The following is a 21847-nucleotide window of genomic DNA, read 5'->3' on the forward strand; positions in this document are numbered from 1 at the left end:
GGGGCAGGGCCGGGCAGCGGGGTGTGGCTACGTCCCGCCGTTGTTGGTCGGCGGGACCTGGCGCCACGGGGCGAACGCGCTCGCCTTGCGGGGGAGCAGGGCGGCCAGGTCGGGGCAGTGGCGGAGGATGACGGAGTTCATGCCGCCCTTCTGGACCCAGTCGATGCCGAGGGGGGTGTAGATCTCGGGGCGGAAGTCGACGGTGAGGAAGCGGTCGCTCTGGATGCGGCGGGTGGCCATCAGGATGAAGACGCGGAACGCGGTGTCGCTGAAGCCGAAGCCGGTGGGCGGGTTCTCGGCGAACAGGCCGACCATGGTGTCGATTTCGTCGACGGAGCTGTAGACGTCCTTCAGGCGGGCGAGGGTCTCCGGGTTCTCGGTCAGGTCCTCGAAGCTGCGGATGCGCTGTTTGTGCAGGCCCGCGCGGAAGTCGTTGTAGCGGGGCACGCCCCGGCGGCGGGTGCGGGCGAGGTCGACGACGGCGAGGTCGATCAGCTCGCCCTCGCGCTCGAACTTCTGGAGGGCGCGCGGGAAGTTGTGGAGGGTGATCGCGCCGGGGTGGGCGATGCCGAAGGAGTACAGGGTGTTGGCCAGGCCGGTCTTGCGGATGGCACCCTCGGCGGCGGCGCCGTTGATGTCGGAGAAGCCGACCGTCTCCAGGCGGCGGCCGAAGTGGTGCTCGCGCAGCTCGTAGTCGTCGGGGATGAGGGGGTGCATCCGGTAGACCGTGACGAAGTCCTCGGTGAGGGAGTAGGGGGCGGCGTGGTGGTCGGGGAGGGTCTTCGGGATGCCGGTGAGGGAGTGGGCTTCCAGGAGCCACAGGCCCAGCTTGTTGAGCCAGTTGTCGGGCGGTCCTTCCCAGTTGGTGTGCAGGCCGAGGTCGATGGCCTCGGTGGCGAGGATCGCCGGGGTCCACTCCACCGTGTGGATCTTCGCGATGAGGGCGGAGACCACGAGCCGGGCCGTGTGGTAGACGGAGTCCTCGCTCATGGAGGGGTACGTCTGCCGCAGCGCCGCGCAGACCGCGTTGTGCTCGCGGGCGAACAGGGTGTGCATCACGCTGAGGCCGAGCCACCAGTTGTCGGTGAAGCCGGACAGCGGCACGCCGTTCTGGCCGAGGGGCAGATGCCCCTCCTCCAGGCGCAGATCGGCGCCGCCGTCGGGGGCGCGCAGGAACTTCGCGGTGGCCTCGTCGGCGCCGTACACCTCGGAGCCGTCCCACCAGTGGGAGGCGGTGTTGGCGAAGAGGACGGGCGGGCGGCCGTCGGACACGTGGATGCCCTCGTTCTCGGCGAAGCGCATGACGGCCTCGGGGGGCCCGCCGGGGGTGTTCTGCCAGGACGAGCCGGGCGGCAGGGGCACCTCGACGGTCTTCGTGCCAGCGGGGTGGCGGCGGTGGTTGACCCAGTCGTGGACCTGGAACTGGATCCAGGCGGCGGCCAGGACGTTGAGGGTCGTCGCGGGCAGGAAGTTCTCGCGGTACAGGAGCTGGCGGCTGACCGTGACCGGGTTCGGGGTGTCGAAGAGGTCGGGGCGGTAGTCGGGGGCCATGTTGCGCCCGAAGGCCGCACCGACGGCCCCCATGGCGGGGGCGGACAGGTCGTTGTACGTGCCGTCGTAGGACCGGGCCGTACGCAGCCGCTCGTCCGGGGGCAGCGGCACCGGCACGGCCTTGGGGGGCGCCTCGTGCACGTCGGTGTCGATGAGGTTGAAGCGGCGCAGGACCTTCCGGAGGAAGACGAGGTTCAGGAGGCTCAGCTGGAGGGGCAGGCGGTGCCAGGGCACGGCCCGGTTCAGGGCCCGGAAGGCGGCGCCCACGGGGACGCCGAGGACCCGGTTGCGCAGCGGCTCCTCGGTGCTGAAGCGCAGGCCCTGGCGGTACGCGGCGCTCGCTTCGTAGGCGGCCTTGCGGGCGCGGTTGAGGTTGCCGAGGGGGCGGAACTCGTCGGTGGTGTACCAGGGGTTGAAGGCGCGTTCCTCCACGCGCCGCGCGGCCGAGCGGGCCTGGGCGGTGTCCAGGTCCTGGCTGGGGATGGTGAGGCGGGCGACGGGCACGGCGGGGCTGACGGCCTCGCGCCACTCCACGGCGCCGTCCTCGACGGGCGTGCGGGTCTCGTCGACGTACCGCTGCAGGCACAGCTCGAAGGCCACGTCGGCGGTGGCGAGGCGGTGGGCGAGCTCGCGGTGCAGATAGTTGGGGTCGCGGTGGTCCGGGCGCGGGGCGGGGGCGGCGCTGCCCGCCGGGCGCAGCAGGTAGCGCACGGGTCCCGCGGGGCCCCAGAGGGTGGCGCCGCGGCTGAAGTACGTCTCGCCCGCGAGGCTGTTGACGGTGTGGCGGGTGGCGGCCTGGATGTTGCGGCGCATGCGGGTCGCCGTCGAGAGGCCGACGGCGAGCGGCAGCTTGACGAACAGGCCGAAGGCTTTCTGCAGCGGGCTGCGGGCACCGGCGAGCGCCTTGGCGAAGGCGACGAACTCGCGGGCGTCCTTGGCGTGCGACACCGGCCAGTTGGTGGCGAGCAGGTCGTGGCTCTCGTCCGCGGACACCTCCACGCGCACGGCGGCGCCCCGCAGGTCCGGCGCCCCGTCGGCCTGCCCGATGCCGCTCGCGCCGGAGAGGCGGACCGTCGCGGGGTACTCGGCGCCGGGCTGGGCGTAGCCGCAGCGCAGTTCCTCCGGCAGGTCGTCGTGGAAGCGCAGGCGGGCGTTCTCCACGCCGAGCGCGGACTTGGCGTGCTGGACGCGGGCCGGTGAACCGGCGTTCGCGGCGCGCATGTTGGTCCGCTGCACCTTCATCAGCTCGCGGGCGAGCCGTTCGAAGAGGATGCGCTCCGCTTCGGGGCTGCCGCCCTGGTAGCGCTCGTAACTCTGCTCGTACTGCCCTGAGGGCTGTCCTTGCGACATCATCGGGCGCTTCCTTCGTACGGACGAGGCAACGGAGGAACGGGACGGAGATCGGGTCGGGGAACGGGGCGGGCGGCCGGGCGGGGAACGGAACACCGCGTGAACGCGAGGTGCGGGCGTACACCGCAGGGGCGTCGACGCTAGTGGCGGGCCCGTGCGGACCGCAGCGGGCGATCCCGCCTATGTGCGCGGGCCCGCCCCAACCTCGAACTGGCACGCGGGCGGCGGCGTTTGGGCCCGTCAGGGCCGCGGCCGGGGGCCGGGCGGCCGGCGGCGGCTCGTCCCGTACGCGTCTCCTTCTCCAGCAACCCCACGCGCGGGGGCGCCGCCGTGGCCGGGTCCCGACGGGTCGCGGAGGCGTGCGCGCGCTCGCGTTGACGGTGCGCGCGCTCCGGTGGTGTGCTGCCAAGTCCGGTGCCGCCACCGCCTGTTACGGGGGACGCCATGCGGGACGAGTACGTCGTGGGTCCGGACTTCGCCGCGCTGCGGCCGTTCAAGCGGTCCCTAGACAAGAGGGACAAGGGAGACAAGGGGGACAAGGGCCCCGGGTCCGCCGGTTTCCCGGTCTACCCGGACCTTGCGGAGCGCCTGGTCGACGGCGCGGATCAGCCCGATCCGGACGGCGTGATCCCGCACGCGCTCGCGACCTGCTCGGCGTACGCCTACGCGGGATTCGCGCAGCGCGGCGCGCCGGACACCGTCGCCACGATGATGGCGCGGCTCGGCCTGGAGCGGAACCGCTGCCGGGTGTTCGAGCTGCGGGTGGACGCGCTGTACATCGCGTCGGCCGCGTATCTCGTGCAGGACGAGGACCGGCGGGTGGTGATCCTCTGCTACCGCGGCACCCAGCCCGAGGACATCATCAGCATCCTCACCGACGCCGACGTGCGGCCCGAGACGCTGTCGGTGGAGCTCGACGGCCGCAGGCACGAGGTGCACGCGGGCTTCTACCGCACGATGCGCGCGACCCGGCACCTGGTCATGGGGGCCCTGGAGCGGGCGCTGCGCGGCGAGTCGGTCAACCCGGACGAGCACGGTGTGCGCGGGGACGGCATGCGGGCGCTGTACATCACCGGGCACAGCCTGGGCGGCGCGACGGCCGCGCTGATGGGCGTGGTCCTCGCCCACGAGCCGCGCTACCGCGCCGTCGCGGAGAAACTGCGCGCCGTCTACACCTTCGGCCAGCCGATGCTCGGCGGCCCCGACCTGGCGCGGGCGTGCCGCACGGCCGTGGACGGGCGCGGGGTGCATGTGCTGCGGGACCGGCTGCTGCGGTACATCTACGACCGCGACGTGGTGCCCGCGCTGCCGCCGCGCCCGGTCGGCCCGTACGCGCCGTTCGGCCGGGAGTTCCACTACCGCAAGGCCCGCTCCCCCGTCGACGGCGTGCTCGCCGCCCTCGGGAACGCGGGCGTGGAGGCGGCGGCGCTGCCGGGGCTGCTGCTGCGCGCGCCGCTCCGGAGCCTGCCGGAGCACACGGTGCGGGCGGCGGAGCGGGTGCTCGCGCCGCTGCACCACGGCCCGGAGTCCGGCTGGAACGAGGTCCACGAACCGGGTCGGCACTATCCGCAGATGGACACCCTCGCCGGGCTCGCGGTCGTCGCGCCCCTCGCCTTCTTCGCCGCGCGCCTCGCGCTGACGCGCACCGTCCCGTTCGCATACTCCTTCGACGACCACGGCCCCGGGCACTACGTCAACGCGCTGGCTCCGGCGGGGGTCCTGAGCGAGTACGGGGACGTGTGCTGAGGCGCCCCGGCGGGAGGGGTCAGTCGATGAAGTCGCCGTCCACGTACACCCAGGCCCCGTCCACCCGCTCGAAGCGGCTGCGCTCGTGCAGGGAGTCCGGGCGGCCGCCGTCGGTGTAGCGGGCGCGGAAGGTGACGGTGCCCGTGGAGTGGAACGCCGTGCCGTCGGTCGTGTCCTCGATGGCGAGCCCGGTCCAGCGCATCGCCGGGTCGAACTCGACGCGCGGCGGCCGGGTCCGGGGGTGCCAGGTGCGCAGCAGATACGCCTCGTCGCGCCGGGCGAAGGCGCTGTAGCGGGACCGCATCAGCTCCTCGGGGGCAGCAGCGGCGGCCTCGCCCCGGTGCAGTCGGCCGCAGCACTTCTCGTACGGCAGGGGGTGCCCGCAGGGGCAGGGCTCGGGGCGCGTGGAGGTGCGTCGGGACATGGCACCCATTGTCCCCTCGGCCCCGGCGGTGGCGCTCACCCGGTGTCGGTGCGCGCCCCCGGCGCCTTCGGCCGGGCGAGCCACAGGCCGACGGCCACCGAGCAGGCCGTCGCCAGGGCGGCGAGGGGGACGGCCCCGCGTCCGGCGAAGCTCGCGGCGAGGACGAGGAGGGCGGTGGCGGGCAGGACCAGTTGCTGGGCGATGCCGGTCTTGAAGTGGCGGGAGTGCACGGCCCAGGTGCTGAGCAGGAACAGCGCGGTGGGCACGGTGACGGCGCAGGAGGCGGCGAGCGTGGAGATGTGCGCGTGGTGGGTCGCCTGCTCCACGGCGACCTCGATGCCCGCGCCGATCGCCGCGGCGGAGCCGAGGATCACATAGTGGCCGAGCCCCCAGACGAACGCCTGCCGGGAGGAGACGAGGTATTCGTGGATGGGGACCGCGAAGTAGATCCAGAACGCCGCGAAGACGATGACGAGGCCGCCCGCGGCGATCGGCAGGAGCTCGTCGAGGGCCGCCGAGTCGTCGAGGGCGGAGCGCACGGCCACGGTGGCGGCGGCGACGGACTCGCCGAGCATGATGATGGTGAACAGGCCGTAGCGCTCGGCGATGTGGTGCGGGTGCCAGGGGCTGCGGCGGCTGTGCTCGGCGAAGGCGGGCACGGCGATCTCGGCGACGACCAGCGGTCCGACGCCCCAGGCCCAGGCCGCGTCCGGGAGCAGCAGGAGCACCACCCAGCAGATCTGCACGAGCACGAGCCCGATCGCGTACCGCAGCGTGGCCGTGCGCCCCGCCCCGCTCTCGCCGCGGGCCGCCCGCAGCCACTGCGCGGCGAGCGCCACCCGCATGATCACGTAGCCGGTGATCGCGACCCCGTAGTCCCCGTCGTCGAAGGCCCGCGGGATCCCCGCCGCGAGGACGAGCACGCCCGCCATCTGTACGAGGGTGGCGAGCCGGTACGGCACGTCGTCGGTGTCGTACGCGGAGGCGAACCAGGTGAAGTTCACCCACGCCCACCAGATCGCGAAGAACACGAGCAGATAGCCGGTGACGCCGTGCCCGGTGTCGCCCTCGGCGAGGGCGTGCACGAGGCGGGCCCCGGCCTGGGCGGCGGCCACCACGAAGCACAGGTCGAAGAGCAGTTCCAGCGGGGTGGCGGCGCGGTGCTTCTCGTCGGGGCGGCGCGCCCGCATCCGCACGAGCGGCTTGACGGTTCTGCCGTGGCCTGTGCCCGCGGGGGTGTCGTCGCTCATCTCGGCGCGCCCTTCTCCGGCCCCCCTGCGGTACTCCGGTCAGGATCGCCCAGGGGACGGCGGGGCGCAGGTCGGACGGGGTACGGCGCAGGCCGGGGGCGGCCGGGGGTCAGCGCCCGGAAGGCGGCGGGGCCAGGATGTCCAGCTCCTTGAGGGCGCCCTCGGCGATCTCGCGGGTCAGGGCCTCGGCGCGGTCCGCGTCGCCCTCCCGCACCGCCTCGGCCACGCGCACGTGCAGGGTGACGGCCGCCGGGTCGGGGTCCTCGAACATCACGTCGTGGTGGGTGCGGCCCGCGAGGATCTCGGCGACCACGTCACCGAGCCGGGCGAACATCTCGTTGCCGGAGGCGTCCAGGACGACGCGGTGGAAGGCGATGTCGTGCACGAGGTACTCCTCGAGCCGACGGCCGCGGGAGGTGGCGACCATGCCGAGGGCGCACTCGGTGAGGGCGGCGCACTGCTCGGCGGTGGCGTTCCGCGCGGCCAGGCCCGCGGCGACCGGCTCGATGGCCGAGCGCAGGACGGTCAGGGAGCGCAGCTGGCGCGGGCGGTCGGCGCCCGCGAGGCGCCAGCGGATGACCTGCGGGTCGTAGACGTTCCACTCCTCGGTGGGCCGTACGGTCACGCCGACGCGGCGCCGGGACGCGACCAGGTGCATGGACTCCAGGACGCGCACCACCTCGCGCATCACCGAGCGTGACACCTCGAAGCGCTGTGCGAGTTCGTCCGTGCGCAGGACGCTGCCGGGTGGGTACTCGCCCGCGGTGATGGCGGGCCCGAGGCTGTCCAGTACGCGAGCGTGCAGCCCCCGGGCCTGTGCGGTCATGACGTCAGCGTACGAGGGGACTCGCGTACTCAAAAAGTCAGACTTTTGCATCACAGCCTCTTGAATTTGTCTGACCTAATGGGTTTCAGTGGCGTGAACCGATCGATGTCGACGAGGACAGCGAGGCAGCAGCAGCGATGAGCACCACCCACGTCGTCGTGGTCATGGGCGTAGCGGGCACCGGCAAGACCACGGTCGGGCCCCTGCTCGCGGCCCGGCTCGGCGTCCCCTACGCCGAGGGCGACGACTTCCACCCCGAGGCGAACATCGCCAAGATGTCGGCCGGCACCCCGCTGACCGACGACGACCGCTGGCCGTGGCTGGATGCCATCGGCGAGTGGGCCCACGGCCGCGCCGGACTCGGCGGCGTGGTCAGCAGCTCGGCGCTGAAGCGGTCCTACCGCGACCGGCTGCGGGCCGCCGCGCCCGGCCTCGTTTTCGTCCACCTCACCGGCGACCGCGCCCTCATCGAGGAGCGGATGACACAGCGCAAGGGCCACTTCATGCCGACCGCGCTGCTCGACTCGCAGTTCGCCACGCTCCAGCCCCTCGGGGCGGACGAGGCGGGCGTCGACGTCGATGTGGCGGGGACTCCGGCGGAGATCGCCGAGCGGGCCGTGGCGGCGCTGGCCGCGCGCGACCGCTGACCGACCTCCCCCTACAGCCCCCTCCCCCCTTCCCTCCCCGTACGCCCCCTCCTCACGTCCACGTACAAGGAACCCACCGTGACCAGTCTCAGCGTCGAGATGCTGGCAGCGGACCCCGTCGAACCGATCACCTCGGCGGGCCACGCCCAGCTCGGGATCGCCGTTCTCGCGGGCATCGCCGTCATCGTTCTGCTCATCACGAAGTTCAAGGTCCACGCCTTCCTGGCGCTGACCATCGGCTCGCTGGCGCTCGGCGCCTTCGCGGGCGCGCCGCTCGACAAGGCGATCGCCAGTTTCACCACCGGGCTCGGGTCCACCGTCGCGGGCGTCGGCGTCCTCATCGCGCTCGGCGCGATCCTCGGCAAGCTGCTCGCCGACTCCGGCGGCGCGGACCAGATCGTCGACACGATCCTCGCCAAGGCCGGGAAGTCCGGCGGGCGCGCCATGCCCTGGGCGATGGTGCTCATCGCCTCCGTCATCGGGCTCCCGCTGTTCTTCGAGGTCGGCATCGTGCTGCTGATCCCCGTCGTCCTGATGGTCGCCAAGCGCGGCAACTACTCCCTGATGCGCATCGGCATCCCCGCGCTCGCCGGGCTCTCCGTCATGCACGGGCTCATCCCGCCGCACCCCGGGCCGCTCGTCGCCATCGACGCCGTCAAGGCCAACCTCGGGGTGACGCTCGCGCTCGGCGTGCTCGTCGCCATTCCCACCGTGATCATCGCGGGGCCGCTGTTCTCCAAGGTCGCCGCCCGGTGGGTGGATGTGGCGCCGCCCGAGAAGATGATTCCGCAGCGGCCCTCCGAGGACCTGGAGAAGCGGCCCGGCTTCGGCGTCACCGTCGCCACCGTGCTGCTGCCCGTCGTCATGATGCTGGCCAAGGCCCTCGTCGACATCGTCGTCGACAACCCCGACGCCACCGTCCAGCGCGTCTTCGACGTCGTCGGGTCGCCGTTGATCGCGCTGCTCGCCGCCGTGCTCGTCGGGATGTTCACCCTCGGGCGGGCCGCGGGCTTCACCAAGGAACGGCTCTCCACGACCGTCGAGAAGTCCCTCGCCCCCATCGCCGGTGTGCTGATGATCGTCGGGGCCGGTGGTGGGTTCAAGCAGACCCTCATCGACGTGGGGGTCGGGCAGATGATCCTCGACTTCTCCGAGGACTGGTCCATTCCCGCGCTGCTGCTCGCCTGGCTCATCGCTGTCGCGATTCGGCTCGCCACGGGGTCGGCGACCGTCGCCACGATCTCGGCCGCCGGGCTTGTGGCTCCGCTCGCCGCGGACATGTCGACTTCGCATGCCGCGTTGCTGGTGCTTGCCATCGGGGCCGGGTCGTTGTTCTTCAGCCATGTCAACGATGCCGGGTTCTGGCTGGTGAAGGAGTACTTCGGGCTTGATGTGGGGCAGACCATCAAGACGTGGTCGGTGATGGAGACGATCATTTCTGTGGTGGCGTTGGGGTTTGTGTTGTTGCTTTCGGTGGTGTTGTAGCGGGGGCCCTGCGGGGCTTTCCCCCATCCCGCCCCCTTCCCGAAACTGGGGCTCCGCCCCAGACCCCGCTCCTCGAACGCCGGAGAGGCTGAAATGCAACAGCAGCCATATCCAGCCCGTCCGGCGATTGAGGACGAGGCGCGAAGCGCCGATACGGGGTCCGGGGCGGAGCCCCGGGTTCGGGAAGGGGTGGGGCTGGGAAGCCCCCGGCAAGGAGCCCCTACCTGCGCCACAGCGGATGCTCCCGGTCCGCCCACCCCCGGTCCACCGACCCGGTGCGCATGCCCCGGCGGGCCTCCGGGTCCCGCAGGGCCAGGGCGATATGGCCGAGCAGGACGAGCCCGAGGGTGAGGGCGAGCCAGTCGTGGACGAAGGTGGAGCTCGTGCGCCAGAGGAGCGGGAAGAGGTCGGTGCGCCACATGACGAGACCCGTACCGAGCATGACGAGCACGGCCCCGCCGACCCACGCGGCGAACACCTTCTGCCCGGCGTTGAACTTCCCCGCCCAGCGGGCCGCACGGTGCGGCTCGCGACGGCGGACGGCGGACAGCCACCGCCGGTCGTGCGCACCGTAGCGGTTGAGGAGCCGCAGGTCCGCACGGAAGGCACGGGAGGCGAGCCCGGCCAGGAAGGGGACGGGCAGCAGCAGCCCGGACCACTGGTGGACGTCCACCACGAGGGCCCGCCGGCCGACGAGTTCGGCGAGTTGAGGGACGTACAGACAAGCGGCACTGAGGACGCAGACGATCATCAGCCAGGCCGTCCCCCGGTGCACCCACCGCTCGCCGCGGCTGAAGCGCCGCACCCGCCCGCGCTCAGGCGGTCGGGTCATCGCCGCGCCCGTTCGACCGGCCGACCCACGCGTCCACGTCATATCCCTTGCGCTCCCAGTAGCCGGGCTCGACCCGGGCGGTGAGTTCGATGCCGGACAGCCACTTCGCGGACTTGTAGAAGTACATGGGCGCGACGTAGAGGCGGACGGGCCCGCCGTGGGCGTGGTTCAGGTCCTTGTCCTGCATGCGCAGGGCCACCAATACGTCGCTCCTGCGGGCCTGTTCGAGGGTGAGGCTCTCGCTGTACGTCCCGTCGAAGCAGGTGAAGCGGACGGCGCGGGCCTCCGGGCGGACCCCGGCGGCGTCGAGGATGCGGGCGAGCCGGACCCCTTCGAAGGGAGTGTCGGGGACTCTCCAGCCGGTGACGCACTGCACGTCCCGGACGATCCGGGTCTGCGGGCGGGCGCGCAGGTCGGCGAGGGTGTACGTGGCGGGCCTTTCGACGAGTCCGGTGACCGTCAGGCGGTAGGAGGAGGCGTTCTTGCGGGGTACGGAGGAGGCGACCGAGTAGTAGCGGAAGCCGCCGCCGTTGGGCAGGAGCTGGGTGAGGCCGGTGGGGTCCTTGTCGGAGGCGGCACCCAGGAACCGTTCGAGGCCGCGCTGCAGCGGGGGCGCGGCGGCCACGCCGAGGGCGCCGAGCGCGAGGGTGCCGAGGACCAGACGGCGGCCCACGGGGGTGCCGTCGGCCTCGGGTTGGGCGTCCGGCTGTTCGGTGGTCACCCCTCGATTCGAGCACCCGCGGGCACGGGAGGCCAGGGCCCGCGGGTGTCCGTCAGCGGTTCGTCATATCCCGGTCGTCACGAACGCCGGGTTCCCCCGTCGCCACGTCCGCCGGAGGCGCCCTCAGCCCTCGCGCCCCGCGTCCCCCGCCGCCTTCTCCAGCTGGAACGCCTCGTTGCCGAGGCCGATGCGCGCGTGCGCCGCCGGGCGGGCCTTCTTCAGGTAGGCCCCGTACGCGAGGCCGACGACCGCCGCGACGACGATGATGCCCGGCAGGGCCCAGCTCAGCGAGGAGTCGGGGCCCGCGCCGACGAGGACGTCGAAGTCCTTCACCGTGTAGCCCGCGATGACGAGCAGCGCGATCGCGGCGAGCGCGGACGCCGTGATCCGCCAGGCCTGGGCACGCGCGGCGCCGCGGCGGACGAAGAAGACGATGACGGTCACGGACGCGGTGGCCATCAGGAGCAGCACGCCGAGGGCGCCGACGTTGCCGCCCCAGGTGAACAGGCGCAGGACGGGCGCGGTCGGGTCGCCCGCCGGGCCGTCGTCGGTGAGGGCGAAGGCGATCACGACGACGACGGAGATCACGGTCTGGAGCAGCGAGCCCGTGCCGGGCGCGCCGCTCGTGCTGTTGGTGCGGGCGAAGGCCGTGGGCAGCAGGCCTTCGCGGCCCATGGCGAAGGCGTAGCGGGCGACGACGTTGTGGAAGCTCAGTATGGCCGCGAAGATGCCGGTCACGAACAGGACGTGCAGGACGTCGGTGAAGGTGCCGCCGAGGCGTGGCTCGGTGAGTCCGAACAGCAGCCCCGCGCTCTGCTGCTGTGCGGCGGGCACGATGCCGGAGGGTCCGGCGGCGACGGTGAGGGCCCAGGAGCTGAGGGCGAAGAAGACGGCGACGAAGCCGACGGCGAAGAACATCACGCGCGCGACCACGACTTGGGGGCGGCTGGTCTCCTCGGCGTACACGGGTGCCTGCTCGAAGCCGGTGAAGGCCGCTATGCAGAAGCAGAGCGAGGTGGCGACGCCCGCGCCGGTGAGGGTGTCGGGGTTGAACGCGTGCAGCGAGAGGCCCTCCTTCGCCGGGTCGGCGACGGCGGCGATGTCGAAGATGACGACGAGCGCGACCTCGATCAGCAGCAGCACGCCCAGCACCCGCGCGTTGAGGTCGATCTTCAGCCAGCCGAGCGCGCCGACGATCAGGACGGTGACGAGCGCGGGGACCCACCAGCCGACGGTGATGTCGGCGTACTTGTCGAGCAGCCCGGACACCTCGAAGCCGAGGATGCCGAACAGGCCCACCTGGAGCACGCTGTAGGCCACGAGCGCGACGACGGAGGCCGCCGCGCCCGCGGTGCCGCCGAGGCCGCGCGAGATGTAGGCGTAGAAGGCACCGGCGTTGTGGACGTGCCGGCTCATCTCCGCGTAGCCGAAGCTGAACAGGGCGAGGACGACGCCGAGTATCAGGAACAGCAGGGGCTGGCCCACCACGCCCATCACGCCGTACGTCGTCGGCATGACGCCCGCGACGACCATGAGCGGCCCGGTGGCGGCGAGCACGGACAGGAGCAGGCCCGCGGTGCCGAGGCGGCCCGCGCGCAGGGCCCGCTCCTGGCCCATGTAGGTGCTGATGCCGCCCTGCCGCGGGACGGACCTGCCGCGGGATCCCGTGCCGGCCCGGCCTCCGGCGCCGCCGCCGGTGCTGCTTGCACTGGTGCTCGAACTGCCCGTCGCCATGGCGCGGTCGTCCTCTCCGCCCGTAGTGGGCCGTTGGTCGTGCGTCTCGTGTGACAGGTGGTGCGTCTCATGTGGCAGGTGGTGCGTGTCACGTGCGGGTGGTGCGTGTCCTGTGCCGGGTGGTGCGGAGTCGCGACGCCGTGGGTGCCGCGGAGTCGCCGTGGTGCGGGGTCAGGCCGTGCCGAGTGCCGCGCCGCGGGCGGCGAAGTAGGCCTGGTACGGGTCGCGGTCCGGGTAGGACCAGGGGGCCTCGGTCGCGTACCGGCCGATGCGGTGGAACAGCGCCGCCGACTCGGCCGCCCGGCCCTCGCAGAACCTCGCGTGGGCGAGGAAGTTGAGGTCGACGAAGGCGCGCGGGTGCACCGACTCGTGCGGCATCTCCCACTCCAGCCACCAGTCGAAGGACGCCTTCATCACCTGCCGGGCGCGGCGGCTCGTCCAGTGCCCGGAGGCGACCGGGTCCTTGTTCTCGCTGCCCGCGGTGGCGAGCACGCGGTAGCGCTCGGCGTGTGCGATCACCGGGAGCACGGACAGCGGCGAGTGGTCGGGGGCCTGTTCGGCGGCCCAGGACGCGAAGTCGTACACCTCGTGCAGCGGGTCCTGGCCCGCCCCGGGCCGCCGCTCGGCGAGCCGCGCGACCATCAGGTGGTGGGCGTGGTAGTGCTCGGGGTGCCGGTGGCGGACCTCGTCGAAGAGGCGTACGACGTCCTCCTCCAGGCCGAGGCTGCGCTCCAGGAGCAGCAGCGCGAGCCACGGGGTGGGGTCGGCGGGGACGAGCGCGGCGGCCTCGCGGCAGGCGGCGCGGGCCTTCTCGGAGCGCTCCTTGCCGCGCAGCGCCCGGTGCACGCAGGCGAAGGCGAGCAGGGTGACGGCGTCGACGCTCTCCGGTTCGGCGAGCCGCCAGTCGCGGGCCCAGGCCGCGGTGGCGGACTCGCGCCCGAGCACGTCGAAGCGGTGGCCCCTGCGGTCCCAGTCGTCGCCGGTGGCCGCGAGCAGCGCGCGCACCTCGGTCCAGCGGCCCTGGGCCAACGCGGCGCGGGCGGTCACGAGTTCGGCGTCGTCGAGGGCGGCGTCGAAGGGGTGCGCGGCCTTCTTGCGGGAGCGGCCGAGCGGCGGGGGCGGAGGTGGAGACACCGCGGGACGTCCTCCCCGACGCGTTGGGCGAGCGTGCGATCACGCACAGCAAACCGGTACCCGACACTCCGCGTCAAGGCCTCGTTACCGCCGCAGCCATGCGCGGCCCCTTACCCAACCCCGGTACCGGCCGCCCGACTTGGCCCCTCCCCGCCGACTCGCTCCCGCACGCCCGACCCGCGCGCCGCCCCGGACCGGCCTCAGCCGACCGCCTTGCCCGCCGCCCGCCCCGCCGCACGCCCCGAGAACAGGCAGCCGCCGAGGAACGTCCCCTCCAGGGAGCGGTAGCCGTGCACTCCCCCGCCGCCGAATCCGGCGGCCTCCCCGGCGGCGTACACACCCGGCAGCGGGTCGCCGCCCTCCTGGAGCACGCGCGACGCCAGGTCGGTCTCCAGGCCGCCCAGGGTCTTGCGGGTGAGGATGTTCAGGCGCACGGCGACGAGCGGGCCCGCCTTCGGGTCCAGGACCGGGTGCGGCGCGACGGTCCTGATGAGCCGGTCGCCGACGAACTTGCGGGCGCCACGAATGGCGTTGACCTGCAAGTCCTTGGTGAACGGGTTGACGATCTCGCGGTCGCGCGCGGCGAGGGTGCGGTGCAGCGCGGCCTCGTCGATGAGGGGTTCCTTCGTCAGGGCGTTCATGCCCCGCACCAACGCGCCCAGGTCGCGCTCCACGACGAAGTCCACGCCGTGGTCCATGAACGCCTTGACCGGGCCCGGCACGTCGGCCCGCGCCCGGTCGATGACGCCGCGCACGGACTTGCCGGTCAGGTCCGGGTTCTGCTCGGACCCCGACAGCGTGAACTCCTTGCCGATGATGCGCTGGTTGAGCACGAACCACGTGTAGTCGTACCCGGTGTGCATGATGTGGTCCAGCGTGCCGAGCGTGTCGAAGCCCGGGAACAGCGGTACGGGCAGGCGGTTGCCGCGGGCGTCCAGCCACAGCGAGGACGGGCCCGGCAGGATGCGGATGCCGTGCTTCTCCCAGATCGGGGCCCAGTTCTCGATGCCCTCCGTGTAGTGCCACATGCGGTCGCGGTTGATCAGGTGCGCGCCCGCGCCCTCGGCGATGCCGAGCATCAGGCCGTCCACGTGCGCGGGCACGCCCGCGATCATCTTCTCCGGGGGGTTGCCGAGGCGCTTGGGCCAGTTGGCGCGTACGAGGTCGTGGTTGCCGCCGATGCCGCCGGACGTGACGATCACCGCCTGGGCCCGGAACTCGAACGAGCCTGTCACCTCGCGGCTGCTGGCCTTGCCGCGCTCCGCGTCCGAGGGCTCCAGGATCTCGCCGTTCACCGTATCGACGACGCCTCCCGTGCGCGCCAGGCCCGTCACGCGGTGGCGGAACTTGAACTGCACCAGGCCGCGGGCCGCGCCCTCGTGGACGCGGCGCACGAACGGGGCGAGGAGGCCGGGGCCCGTTCCCCACGTGATGTGGAAGCGGGGTACGGAGTTGCCGTGGCCCTGGGCGTCGTAGCCGCCGCGTTCCGCCCAGCCGACGACCGGGAAGAAGCGGACGCCCTGGGCGTGCAGCCAGGGGCGCTTCTCGCCTGCGGCGAAGTCCACGTACGCCTCCGCCCACTTGCGGGGCCAGTGGTCCTCCTCGCGGTCGAAGGCCGCTGTGCCCAGCCAGTCCTGGAGGGCGAGTTCCCTGTGGTCCTTGATGCGCATGCGGCGTTGTTCCGGGGAGTTCACGAAGAACAGGCCGCCGAAGGACCAGTGGGCCTGGCCGCCGAGGCTCTGTTCCGGTTCCTGGTCGATGAGGATCACCCTGCGGCCGGCGTCGACGAGTTCGGCGGTCGCCGTGAGGCCGGCGAGGCCCGCGCCGATCACGATGACGTCTGCGTCGTAGGCCATGGGGGGCTCCCTTGGGGGTGAGGGTTCGGTCGGCTGGGTTACCGGTGGGTCAGATCCTGGGTCGGGCGGGGGGTGCAGTCAACTGTTCGGGGTGGGTTACGGCCCTGCGGGGCTCCCCGATCCCGCCCCTTTCCCGAAACCGGGGCTTTGCCCCTGGACCCCGGGGGTGGGTGTCCCGTTGTCGTGGGACGGGGGCGCCCCCGATCGCGCTGCGCGCTCGTCCTCAAGCGCCGGACGGGCTGGGATGGCCTGGTCGTCCCGTTCGGGTGGGACGGGGCGCCGTCGAATCGGCGCTCCGCGCCTCGTCCTCAAGCGCCGGACGGGCTGAAAGCTTCGTCGGGCGGGGCCGAGAGGCGCTGCGGGGCGGGCTGAGGGCTAGCGAGGGGCTGGGGTAGCGGGGGGCTGGGGTAGCGGGGGGGGCTGGGGTAGCGGGGCCGGGCTTGGAGTGCCGACTGCTGGTCGTCGGAGTGGGTGGGGTGGGTGGGGAGATAGCCGCTCCGGCGGTTGAGGAGCGGGGGCCGGGGGCGGAGCCCCTGGGGGTGAGGTTGGATGGGGGGATGGGTATGCGTGGGCCCGCCGATCCGGCGGACGAGGTGCTGGTCGTCGTCGACGAGAACGACAACGTGACGGGGTCGGCCCGCCGGGGCGAGGTGTACGCCCGCGGCCTGCGGCACCGCTGCGTGTTCATCGAGGCCCGCGACGCCGAGGGCCGCGTCTTCGTGCACCGCCGCACCCCCGACAAGCTGGTCTTCCCCTCCCGCTACGACATGTTCGTCGGCGGCGTCGTCGCGGCGGGCGAGTCGTACGACGACGCGGCGCTGCGCGAGGCCCAGGAGGAGCTCGGCGTCAGCGGACTCCCCCGCCCCGTACCCCTGTTCAAGTTCCTGTTCGACGACGGCGCCGGGCGCACCTGGTGGTCGGCCGTGTACGAGGTGCGCTGCACGACCCCGGTCGACCCGCAGCGCGAGGAGGTGGCCTGGCACGACTTCCTCACGGACGAGGAGCTGGCCCGGCGCGCCACCGAGTGGGAGTGGGTGCCGGACGGCCTCGACGCGTACGAGCGGCTGCGGGCGCTCCGGGCCGCCCAGTAGCCCGGCGCGGCCCACGGCGCCCGGCGGGCGACAGCCGCACCGGGCGACCTATCGTGCAACGGTGAGCACCTTCGTACAGAGCCTGAGGCTGTGGTTCGCCCCCGAGCGCGTCCGGCAGGAGGGCGAGACGCCCGACTACCGCTTCTCCCTCGCCAACGAACGCACCTTCCTCGCCTGGCTGCGCACCGCGCTCGCGCTGATCGGCGGCGGCTTCGCCGTGGACCAGTTCCTGCCCGACCTGCGCTGGGGCATGCGCGTCGGCCTCGCCCTGGCGCTGCTCGCCGCCGGGGTGCTGTGCGCGCTGCGCGCCGTCAACCACTGGGTCCGCTGCGAGCAGGCCATGCGGCGCGGCGATGACCTGCCCGCGTCCCGTTTCCCCGCGCTCCTCGGCGTGGTGGTGGCGGTGGTCGCGGTGGCGATGGTGGTGGTCGTGGTGTTCGGGTGGGAGGGGTGAGTGAGGCCGCGGGCCCCGGGGGTGGTGGCGCCGGTAGAGCTGGGGGGACCGGCGGGGCCGGGGGCACGGGCCGGGCCGGTGGTGCCGCGCTCCGGGGCCACGCCCCACGGGACCCCGGCCTCCAGCCCGAACGCACCCGCCTCGCCTGGCGTCGTACGACCCTCACCTGCACGGTCGCCGCGGTCCTCGGCGCCCGTGCGGCGCTGCGCGGCGGGGCGTCCGTGGTGGCCGCCGTCGCGTGCGCGCTGTGTCTGCTGCTGTGGCTGGGTTTCCTGGCGGTCGCGCACCGCAGGATGACCGCCCTGACGGCGGCCCGCCCACGTCCGCTCGGCCGCCGCGCCGCGGCAGCGGCGGCCGTGTGCACGGGGGCGCTCGCGGTGTGCGCGGCGGCACTGATCCTCTAGCCGGACCTCCGGCCGCCCTTCCGGGCACCCCGCGCACCGGGCGCCCCGCACACCGGGCCGCCTGGCATCCGGGCCTCCAGGAATCCGGGCCGCGGGGCCGCGGGCACCCACGCTTCCGGGCATCCGCGCCGCCGGGCATCCAGACCCCCGGGCATCCGCGCATCCGAGCCCCGCGCCTCCAGGCGCCCGACCGCCCAGCCGCCCAGCCGCCCAGCCCCCCAGGGGCAACGCCCACCCCTGTCACCCAGAAACGGTTCCCCCTACTGCTCGGGCTCCTCCGCCCAGTCCACCCGCACCACGATCTTGCCCCGTGTCCGCCCCTCCTCCAGGAGGCGGAACGCGTCCGCCGCTCGTTCCAGGGGGAACGTCTCCTGGACGTGGGCGGTGAGGACGTCCTGTTCGACGAGTTCGGTGAGGCGGGTCAGGTCGGTGGTGTCGGGGCGGACGAAGCAGTACTGGCCGCCGAGGGCGATGACGGAGCCGTCGGCGATGGAGGCGAGGCGGCCGCCGGGGGCGAGGAGGTCGGCGGAGAGTTTCAGGGTGTCGCCGCCGATGGTGTCGAAGGCCGCGTCGACGCCCTCGGGGGCGAGGGCACGTACCCGCTCGGCGAGGCCGTCGCCGTACACGACCGGTTCCGCGCCGAGCTCGCGCAGATACTCGTGGTTGCGTTCGCTCGCGGTGCCGATCACGCGGGCGCCCGCGTGCCGGGCGAGCTGCACGGCGAAGGTGCCGACGCCGCCCGCGGCCGCGTGCACGAGCACGACGTCGCCGTCGGTGACGGACAGGGCCTTGTTGATCACCTGGTAGGCGGTGAGCCCGGCCAGGGGCAGGCCCGCGGCCTCCTCGAAGGTGAGGTTGCGCGGCTTGCGCGCGAGGGTGCGCACGGGGGCCGCCACGTACTCGGCGAGGGTCCCGCGCGAGAGGAAGTCCTCGCGTACGTAACCGATGACCTCGTCGCCGACGGCGAACTCCGGGGCGGCGGCCCCCGGCTGGACCACCACACCCGCCACGTCCCAGGCGGGGATCACCGGGAAGACGGCGTCCAGGGCGGCGTCCAGATACCCCTCGCGGCACTTGTAGTCGACGGGGTTCAAGGCCGCGGCCCGCACCTTGACCAGCACGGTGTCGGGGCCGACCTTCGGGTCGCGCACATCGCCGTACTCAAGGACGTCGGGCCCGCCGTACGCGCGGTAGCTGATCGCTTTCATCGGGTCGCCTCACGAAGTCATGGAAGTAGTGAAAAGGTTTCACAACGGGATCAAACAGGCATCGAGGACTAGCCTGAGAGAGTCACCCGGCACCGCCGACAGGCACACCTCCCGCACGGAAGGCGTACGTCATGACCACGCTCCACCAGGAACACGCGGCCCACGACCACACCCACGGCCCGGACTGCGGACACCAGGCGGTGCCGCACGGCGACCACGTCGACTACGCCCACAACGGCCATCTGCACACCGCGCACGACGGCCACTACGACGAGTGCGAGTCGAGCGCGCACGTCACCCACGAGGGCCACGACCACCAGCACGGCGAGGGCTGCGGGCACGAGGCGGTACTGCACGGCGACCACGTCGACTACGTCCACGACGGGCACCGGCACGCCGCGCACAGCGGCCACTGGGACGACCACTGAACGCCTCACCAGGCCACTGAACCCTCCGCCAGGCCACTGAACCCTCCTCCCAGGGCGCCCGGTCACCCCTTCCCCGACCGGGCGCCCGCCCCTCGGCACCCGCGATCCTGATCACGTTCGGGCCGGACCCCCTGGACGACATACCGACTGGTCGGCATCATGAACGGCAGCGTGTCGGCACCACCGACCACCGTCCGCCGCCCGTCGTTCATGATCAGGAGCGATTCGCCCATGAGCCCAGACCGCCCCCTCGGCCCGCCCGGCCTCGACCTCGACCGGCTGCGCGGCCACCTCGACCGCGCACGACCGGGCCTGCTCGCCGCGGGCCCGCTCACGGCCCGGCTGATCGAGGGCGGCCGGTCGAACCTCACGTACGCCGTGACGGACGGGACGGCGCGCTGGGTGGTGCGGCGCCCGCCGCTCGGCCACGTCCTCGCCACCGCGCACGACATGCGGCGCGAGCACCGCGTGATCAGCGCCCTGCACACCACGGAAGTGCCGGTGCCGCGGCCGGTGCTGCTGTGCGAGGACGAGGAGGTGCTCGGCGCCCCGTTCTACGTGATGGAGTTCGTGGCGGGCACGCCCTACCGCACGGCGGAGCAGCTCGCGCCGCTCGGCCCGGAGCGCACCCGCGCCGCCGTGCTCGGCCTCGTCGACACCCTGGTGGACCTGCACGCCGTGGACCCCGAGGCGGTCGGGCTCGGGGACTTCGGGCGGCCCGAGGGCTTCCTGGACCGGCAACTGCGGCGCTGGGGCAAGCAGTTGGACGCCTCCCGCGGCCGTGAGCTGCCCGGCATCGAGGAGCTGCACGCGGCCCTCGGCCGGTCGCTGCCCGCCTCCCCCGCGCCCGCCGTGGTGCACGGCGACTACCGCCTGGACAACGTCCTCCTCGACACCTCGGGCGACACCGACCGCATCGCCGCCGTCCTCGACTGGGAGATGTCCACCCTCGGCGACCCGCTCACCGACCTCGGCCTGCTCGTGATGTACAGCGTGCGCCTCGAAGTGCCCGAATCCCCCGTCAGCACCACGGCGGGCGCCCCCGGCCACCCCGACCCGGCCGAGCTGATCGAGCGCTACGCCGCCCGCTCCGGCCGGGACGTCTCGGCCGTCGCCTGGTACACGGCGTTCGCCTGGTTCAAACTCGCCGTGATCCTGGAGGGCATCCACTACCGCTACACCCTCGGCCAGACGGTCGGCGCGGGCTTCGACCGCATCGGCGACCTCGTGCCCGTCTTCATCGAACACGGCCTGACCACCCTGTCGGAGAACACGGCCTGACCACCTGTCGGAAGCCTGACCTGTCGGAAGCCTGAGAGGACCCGGACACCACCATGCACTTCGCATACGACGCCCGCACCGAGGAGCTCCGCGGCCGCCTGCTCGCCTTCATGGACGAGCACGTCCTGCCCGCCGAGCCGGTGGCCGAGGAGCAGCGCGCCGCCCTGGCCTCGCCGTGGGACACGCCCGCCGTCGTCGGGGAGCTGAAGGCCGAGGCGCGCCGCCAGGGGCTGTGGAACCTCTTCCTGCCCGATGCCACGTACGGGGCGGGCCTGACCAACCTCCAGTACGCGCCGCTCGCCGAGATCACCGGCCGCAGCCCGCACCTGGCGCCGATCGCCCTCAACTGCGCGGCGCCGGACACCGGCAACATGGAGGTGCTCGCCCAGTTCGGCTCGGACGACCAGAGGAAGCAGTGGCTGGAGCCGCTGCTCGCGGGCGAGATCCGCTCGGCGTTCGCCATGACGGAGCCCGAGGTGGCCTCGTCGGACGCCACGAACATCACCACGCACATCCGGCGGGACGAGGGGGGCACCTCCCGCTCGAGCGGAGCCGAGAGTGGGGGAGAGTACGTCATCACCGGCCGCAAGTGGTACATCTCCGGGGCGATGAACCCCGACTGCAAGGTCTTCATCGTGATGGGCAAGACCGATCCGGACGGGTCCGACATCCGGCGCCAGCAGTCCATGGTGCTCGTGCCGCGCGACACCCCGGGCGTCGAAGTGCGCCGCGCCATGCGGGTGTACGGCTACGAGGACCACTCCCACGGCGGTCACGCGGAGGTGGTCTTCGACGGGGCCCGGGTGCCCGTGGCCAACCTCGTCGGGGAGGAGGGCGGCGGCTTCGCCATCGCCCAGGCGCGGCTCGGGCCCGGCCGCATCCACCACTGCATGCGCCTGATCGGCATGGCCGAGCGCGCCATCGAGCTGATGTGCCGCCGGGCCGTGGACCGCACCGCGTTCGGCAAGCCGCTGGCCCGGCAGGGTGTGGTCCAGGAGTGGATCGCGGACGCGCGGGTCGCCGTGGAGCAGGTGCGGCTGCTTGTCCTGAAGACGGCCTGGCTGATGGACACGGTGGGCAACAAGGGCGCGCACACCGAGATCCAGGCCATCAAGATCGCCACGCCCCGGACCGTCGTGGACATCCTCGACCGGGCCGTCCAGCTGCACGGCGCGGGCGGCGTGAGCCAGGACTTCCCGCTGGCGGAGCTGTGGGCGGCGGCGCGCACGCTGCGCCTCGCCGACGGGCCGGACGAGGTGCACCAGCGATCGTTGGCGCGGCGGGAGTTGAAGCGGTACCTCTGACTCCGGTGCGGGGGGGGGGGGGGAAAAACCCCCCCCCCCCCCCCCCGCCGCCCCCCCCCCCTCCAGCCCCAACACCCCCAGAACACAGGCCACACAACGGGTTGCAAACCTCCTTGGGGTT

At 73.0% G+C, this 21847-nt stretch carries 19 protein-coding genes; 9 read left to right on the forward strand and 10 right to left on the reverse strand.

All coding sequences use genetic code 11. The features are described 5' to 3' along the window. Positions 1-27: 27 nt before the first annotated feature. The gene (locus tag ACZ6AA_RS23175) at positions 28-2904 is read right to left on the reverse strand and encodes a peroxidase family protein (protein ID WP_471459693.1); all 2877 of its coding nucleotides are present in this window, start codon (positions 2902-2904) and stop codon (positions 28-30) included. A gap of 441 nt (positions 2905-3345) precedes the next feature. Here ACZ6AA_RS23175 and ACZ6AA_RS23180 point away from each other — a divergent pair, with 441 nt between their 5' ends. After that, positions 3346-4647 carry a lipase family protein gene (locus ACZ6AA_RS23180; protein WP_468452941.1) on the forward strand — a complete coding sequence of 434 codons (1302 nt, stop codon included), beginning with the start codon at positions 3346-3348 and terminating at the stop codon, positions 4645-4647. A gap of 19 nt (positions 4648-4666) precedes the next feature. On the opposite strand, the gene ACZ6AA_RS23185 is transcribed toward ACZ6AA_RS23180, so the two are convergent. The 3 genes from ACZ6AA_RS23185 to ACZ6AA_RS23195 form a co-directional block, all read right to left on the reverse strand. Then, positions 4667-5071: a YchJ family protein gene (locus tag ACZ6AA_RS23185; RefSeq protein WP_471459696.1), complete on the reverse strand. Its 405-nt coding sequence runs from the start codon at positions 5069-5071 to the stop codon at positions 4667-4669. A 35-nt stretch (positions 5072-5106) separates the two neighbouring features. After that, the gene (locus ACZ6AA_RS23190) at positions 5107-6321 is read right to left on the reverse strand and encodes a low temperature requirement protein A (RefSeq protein ID WP_468452937.1); all 1215 of its coding nucleotides are present in this window, start codon (positions 6319-6321) and stop codon (positions 5107-5109) included. A gap of 109 nt (positions 6322-6430) precedes the next feature. Further along, positions 6431-7147, reverse strand: a complete 717-nt coding sequence (locus tag ACZ6AA_RS23195; protein ID WP_468452935.1) for a FadR/GntR family transcriptional regulator — start codon at positions 7145-7147, stop codon at positions 6431-6433. 137 nt (positions 7148-7284) lie between these two features. Here ACZ6AA_RS23195 and ACZ6AA_RS23200 point away from each other — a divergent pair, with 137 nt between their 5' ends. Together ACZ6AA_RS23200 and ACZ6AA_RS23205 are read left to right on the forward strand one after the other, a co-directional pair. Continuing rightward, positions 7285-7794 carry a gluconokinase gene (locus ACZ6AA_RS23200; protein WP_468480653.1) on the forward strand — a complete coding sequence of 170 codons (510 nt, stop codon included), beginning with the start codon at positions 7285-7287 and terminating at the stop codon, positions 7792-7794. A 78-nt stretch (positions 7795-7872) separates the two neighbouring features. Next, the gene (locus ACZ6AA_RS23205) at positions 7873-9279 is read left to right on the forward strand and encodes a GntT/GntP/DsdX family permease (RefSeq protein WP_468452932.1); all 1407 of its coding nucleotides are present in this window, start codon (positions 7873-7875) and stop codon (positions 9277-9279) included. 220 nt (positions 9280-9499) lie between these two features. Here the strand turns inward: ACZ6AA_RS23205 and ACZ6AA_RS23210 are convergent, their stop codons facing one another. The 5 genes from ACZ6AA_RS23210 to ACZ6AA_RS23230 all read right to left on the reverse strand — a co-directional run bounded on the left by ACZ6AA_RS23210 (position 9500) and on the right by ACZ6AA_RS23230 (position 15556). Then, entirely contained in the window at positions 9500-10111 is a 612-nt protein-coding gene (locus ACZ6AA_RS23210) for a cytochrome b/b6 domain-containing protein (protein WP_468480652.1), read from the reverse strand. After that, complete coding sequence (locus ACZ6AA_RS23215; RefSeq protein WP_468452928.1) at positions 10095-10832, reverse strand: molybdopterin-dependent oxidoreductase; 738 nt, start codon at positions 10830-10832, stop codon at positions 10095-10097. Before ACZ6AA_RS23215 ends, ACZ6AA_RS23210 begins: the two co-directional genes overlap by 17 nt. Positions 10833-10955: 123 nt before the next feature. Further along, positions 10956-12566: an APC family permease gene (locus tag ACZ6AA_RS23220; protein ID WP_471459699.1), complete on the reverse strand. Its 1611-nt coding sequence runs from the start codon at positions 12564-12566 to the stop codon at positions 10956-10958. Positions 12567-12737: 171 nt separating this feature from the next. After that, positions 12738-13700: a hypothetical protein gene (locus ACZ6AA_RS23225; protein WP_471459701.1), complete on the reverse strand. Its 963-nt coding sequence runs from the start codon at positions 13698-13700 to the stop codon at positions 12738-12740. A gap of 200 nt (positions 13701-13900) precedes the next feature. Next, complete coding sequence (locus ACZ6AA_RS23230; protein ID WP_471459703.1) at positions 13901-15556, reverse strand: FAD-binding dehydrogenase; 1656 nt, start codon at positions 15554-15556, stop codon at positions 13901-13903. Positions 15557-16113: 557 nt separating this feature from the next. On the opposite strand from ACZ6AA_RS23230, the gene ACZ6AA_RS23235 reads away from it, so the two are divergent. The 3 genes from ACZ6AA_RS23235 (at position 16114) to ACZ6AA_RS23245 (ending at position 17505) form a co-directional block, all read left to right on the forward strand. Continuing rightward, positions 16114-16647, forward strand: a complete 534-nt coding sequence (locus tag ACZ6AA_RS23235) for an NUDIX hydrolase (RefSeq protein WP_468452920.1) — start codon at positions 16114-16116, stop codon at positions 16645-16647. 61 nt (positions 16648-16708) lie between these two features. Further along, entirely contained in the window at positions 16709-17101 is a 393-nt protein-coding gene (locus ACZ6AA_RS23240) for a YidH family protein (RefSeq protein ID WP_471459705.1), read from the forward strand. Further along, on the forward strand, positions 17098-17505 hold the full coding sequence (locus tag ACZ6AA_RS23245) for a DUF202 domain-containing protein (RefSeq protein WP_468452918.1): 408 nt from the start codon (positions 17098-17100) through the stop codon (positions 17503-17505). Before ACZ6AA_RS23240 ends, ACZ6AA_RS23245 begins: the two co-directional genes overlap by 4 nt. A 260-nt stretch (positions 17506-17765) precedes the next feature. Here the strand turns inward: ACZ6AA_RS23245 and ACZ6AA_RS23250 are convergent, their stop codons facing one another. Beyond that, positions 17766-18713 carry an NADP-dependent oxidoreductase gene (locus ACZ6AA_RS23250; protein WP_471459707.1) on the reverse strand — a complete coding sequence of 316 codons (948 nt, stop codon included), beginning with the start codon at positions 18711-18713 and terminating at the stop codon, positions 17766-17768. A gap of 131 nt (positions 18714-18844) precedes the next feature. Between ACZ6AA_RS23250 and ACZ6AA_RS23255 the strand changes: the two genes are divergently transcribed. From ACZ6AA_RS23255 to ACZ6AA_RS23265, 3 genes are all read left to right on the forward strand, one after another. Then, a complete protein-coding gene (locus tag ACZ6AA_RS23255) occupies positions 18845-19141 on the forward strand; it encodes a hypothetical protein (protein WP_468452914.1) in 297 nt (98 codons plus the stop codon). A 231-nt stretch (positions 19142-19372) separates the two neighbouring features. Next, positions 19373-20422, forward strand: a complete 1050-nt coding sequence (locus ACZ6AA_RS23260) for a phosphotransferase family protein (RefSeq protein ID WP_471459709.1) — start codon at positions 19373-19375, stop codon at positions 20420-20422. 53 nt (positions 20423-20475) lie between these two features. Then, positions 20476-21726 carry an acyl-CoA dehydrogenase family protein gene (locus tag ACZ6AA_RS23265; RefSeq protein WP_468452910.1) on the forward strand — a complete coding sequence of 417 codons (1251 nt, stop codon included), beginning with the start codon at positions 20476-20478 and terminating at the stop codon, positions 21724-21726. Positions 21727-21847 lie beyond the last annotated feature (121 nt).

The organism is Streptomyces sp. NPDC040610, assembly GCF_055594065.1.

What these genes read in the sequence shown, in the direction of transcription:
- ACZ6AA_RS23235 (WP_468452920.1), top strand. Translation starts at nt 16,114, where the DNA reads ATGGGTATGCGTGGGCCCGCCGATCCGGCGGACGAGGTGCTGGTCGTC.
- ACZ6AA_RS23190 (WP_468452937.1), bottom strand. Translation starts at nt 6,321, where the DNA reads ATGAGCGACGACACCCCCGCGGGCACAGGCCACGGCAGAACCGTCAAG.
- ACZ6AA_RS23250 (WP_471459707.1), bottom strand. Translation starts at nt 18,713, where the DNA reads ATGAAAGCGATCAGCTACCGCGCGTACGGCGGGCCCGACGTCCTTGAG.
- ACZ6AA_RS23220 (WP_471459699.1), bottom strand. Translation starts at nt 12,566, where the DNA reads ATGGCGACGGGCAGTTCGAGCACCAGTGCAAGCAGCACCGGCGGCGGC.
- ACZ6AA_RS23210 (WP_468480652.1), bottom strand. Translation starts at nt 10,111, where the DNA reads ATGACCCGACCGCCTGAGCGCGGGCGGGTGCGGCGCTTCAGCCGCGGC.
- ACZ6AA_RS23200 (WP_468480653.1), top strand. Translation starts at nt 7,285, where the DNA reads ATGAGCACCACCCACGTCGTCGTGGTCATGGGCGTAGCGGGCACCGGC.
- ACZ6AA_RS23175 (WP_471459693.1), bottom strand. Translation starts at nt 2,904, where the DNA reads ATGATGTCGCAAGGACAGCCCTCAGGGCAGTACGAGCAGAGTTACGAG.
- ACZ6AA_RS23265 (WP_468452910.1), top strand. Translation starts at nt 20,476, where the DNA reads ATGCACTTCGCATACGACGCCCGCACCGAGGAGCTCCGCGGCCGCCTG.
- ACZ6AA_RS23255 (WP_468452914.1), top strand. Translation starts at nt 18,845, where the DNA reads ATGACCACGCTCCACCAGGAACACGCGGCCCACGACCACACCCACGGC.
- ACZ6AA_RS23230 (WP_471459703.1), bottom strand. Translation starts at nt 15,556, where the DNA reads ATGGCCTACGACGCAGACGTCATCGTGATCGGCGCGGGCCTCGCCGGC.
- ACZ6AA_RS23260 (WP_471459709.1), top strand. Translation starts at nt 19,373, where the DNA reads ATGAGCCCAGACCGCCCCCTCGGCCCGCCCGGCCTCGACCTCGACCGG.
- ACZ6AA_RS23185 (WP_471459696.1), bottom strand. Translation starts at nt 5,071, where the DNA reads ATGTCCCGACGCACCTCCACGCGCCCCGAGCCCTGCCCCTGCGGGCAC.
- ACZ6AA_RS23195 (WP_468452935.1), bottom strand. Translation starts at nt 7,147, where the DNA reads ATGACCGCACAGGCCCGGGGGCTGCACGCTCGCGTACTGGACAGCCTC.
- ACZ6AA_RS23180 (WP_468452941.1), top strand. Translation starts at nt 3,346, where the DNA reads ATGCGGGACGAGTACGTCGTGGGTCCGGACTTCGCCGCGCTGCGGCCG.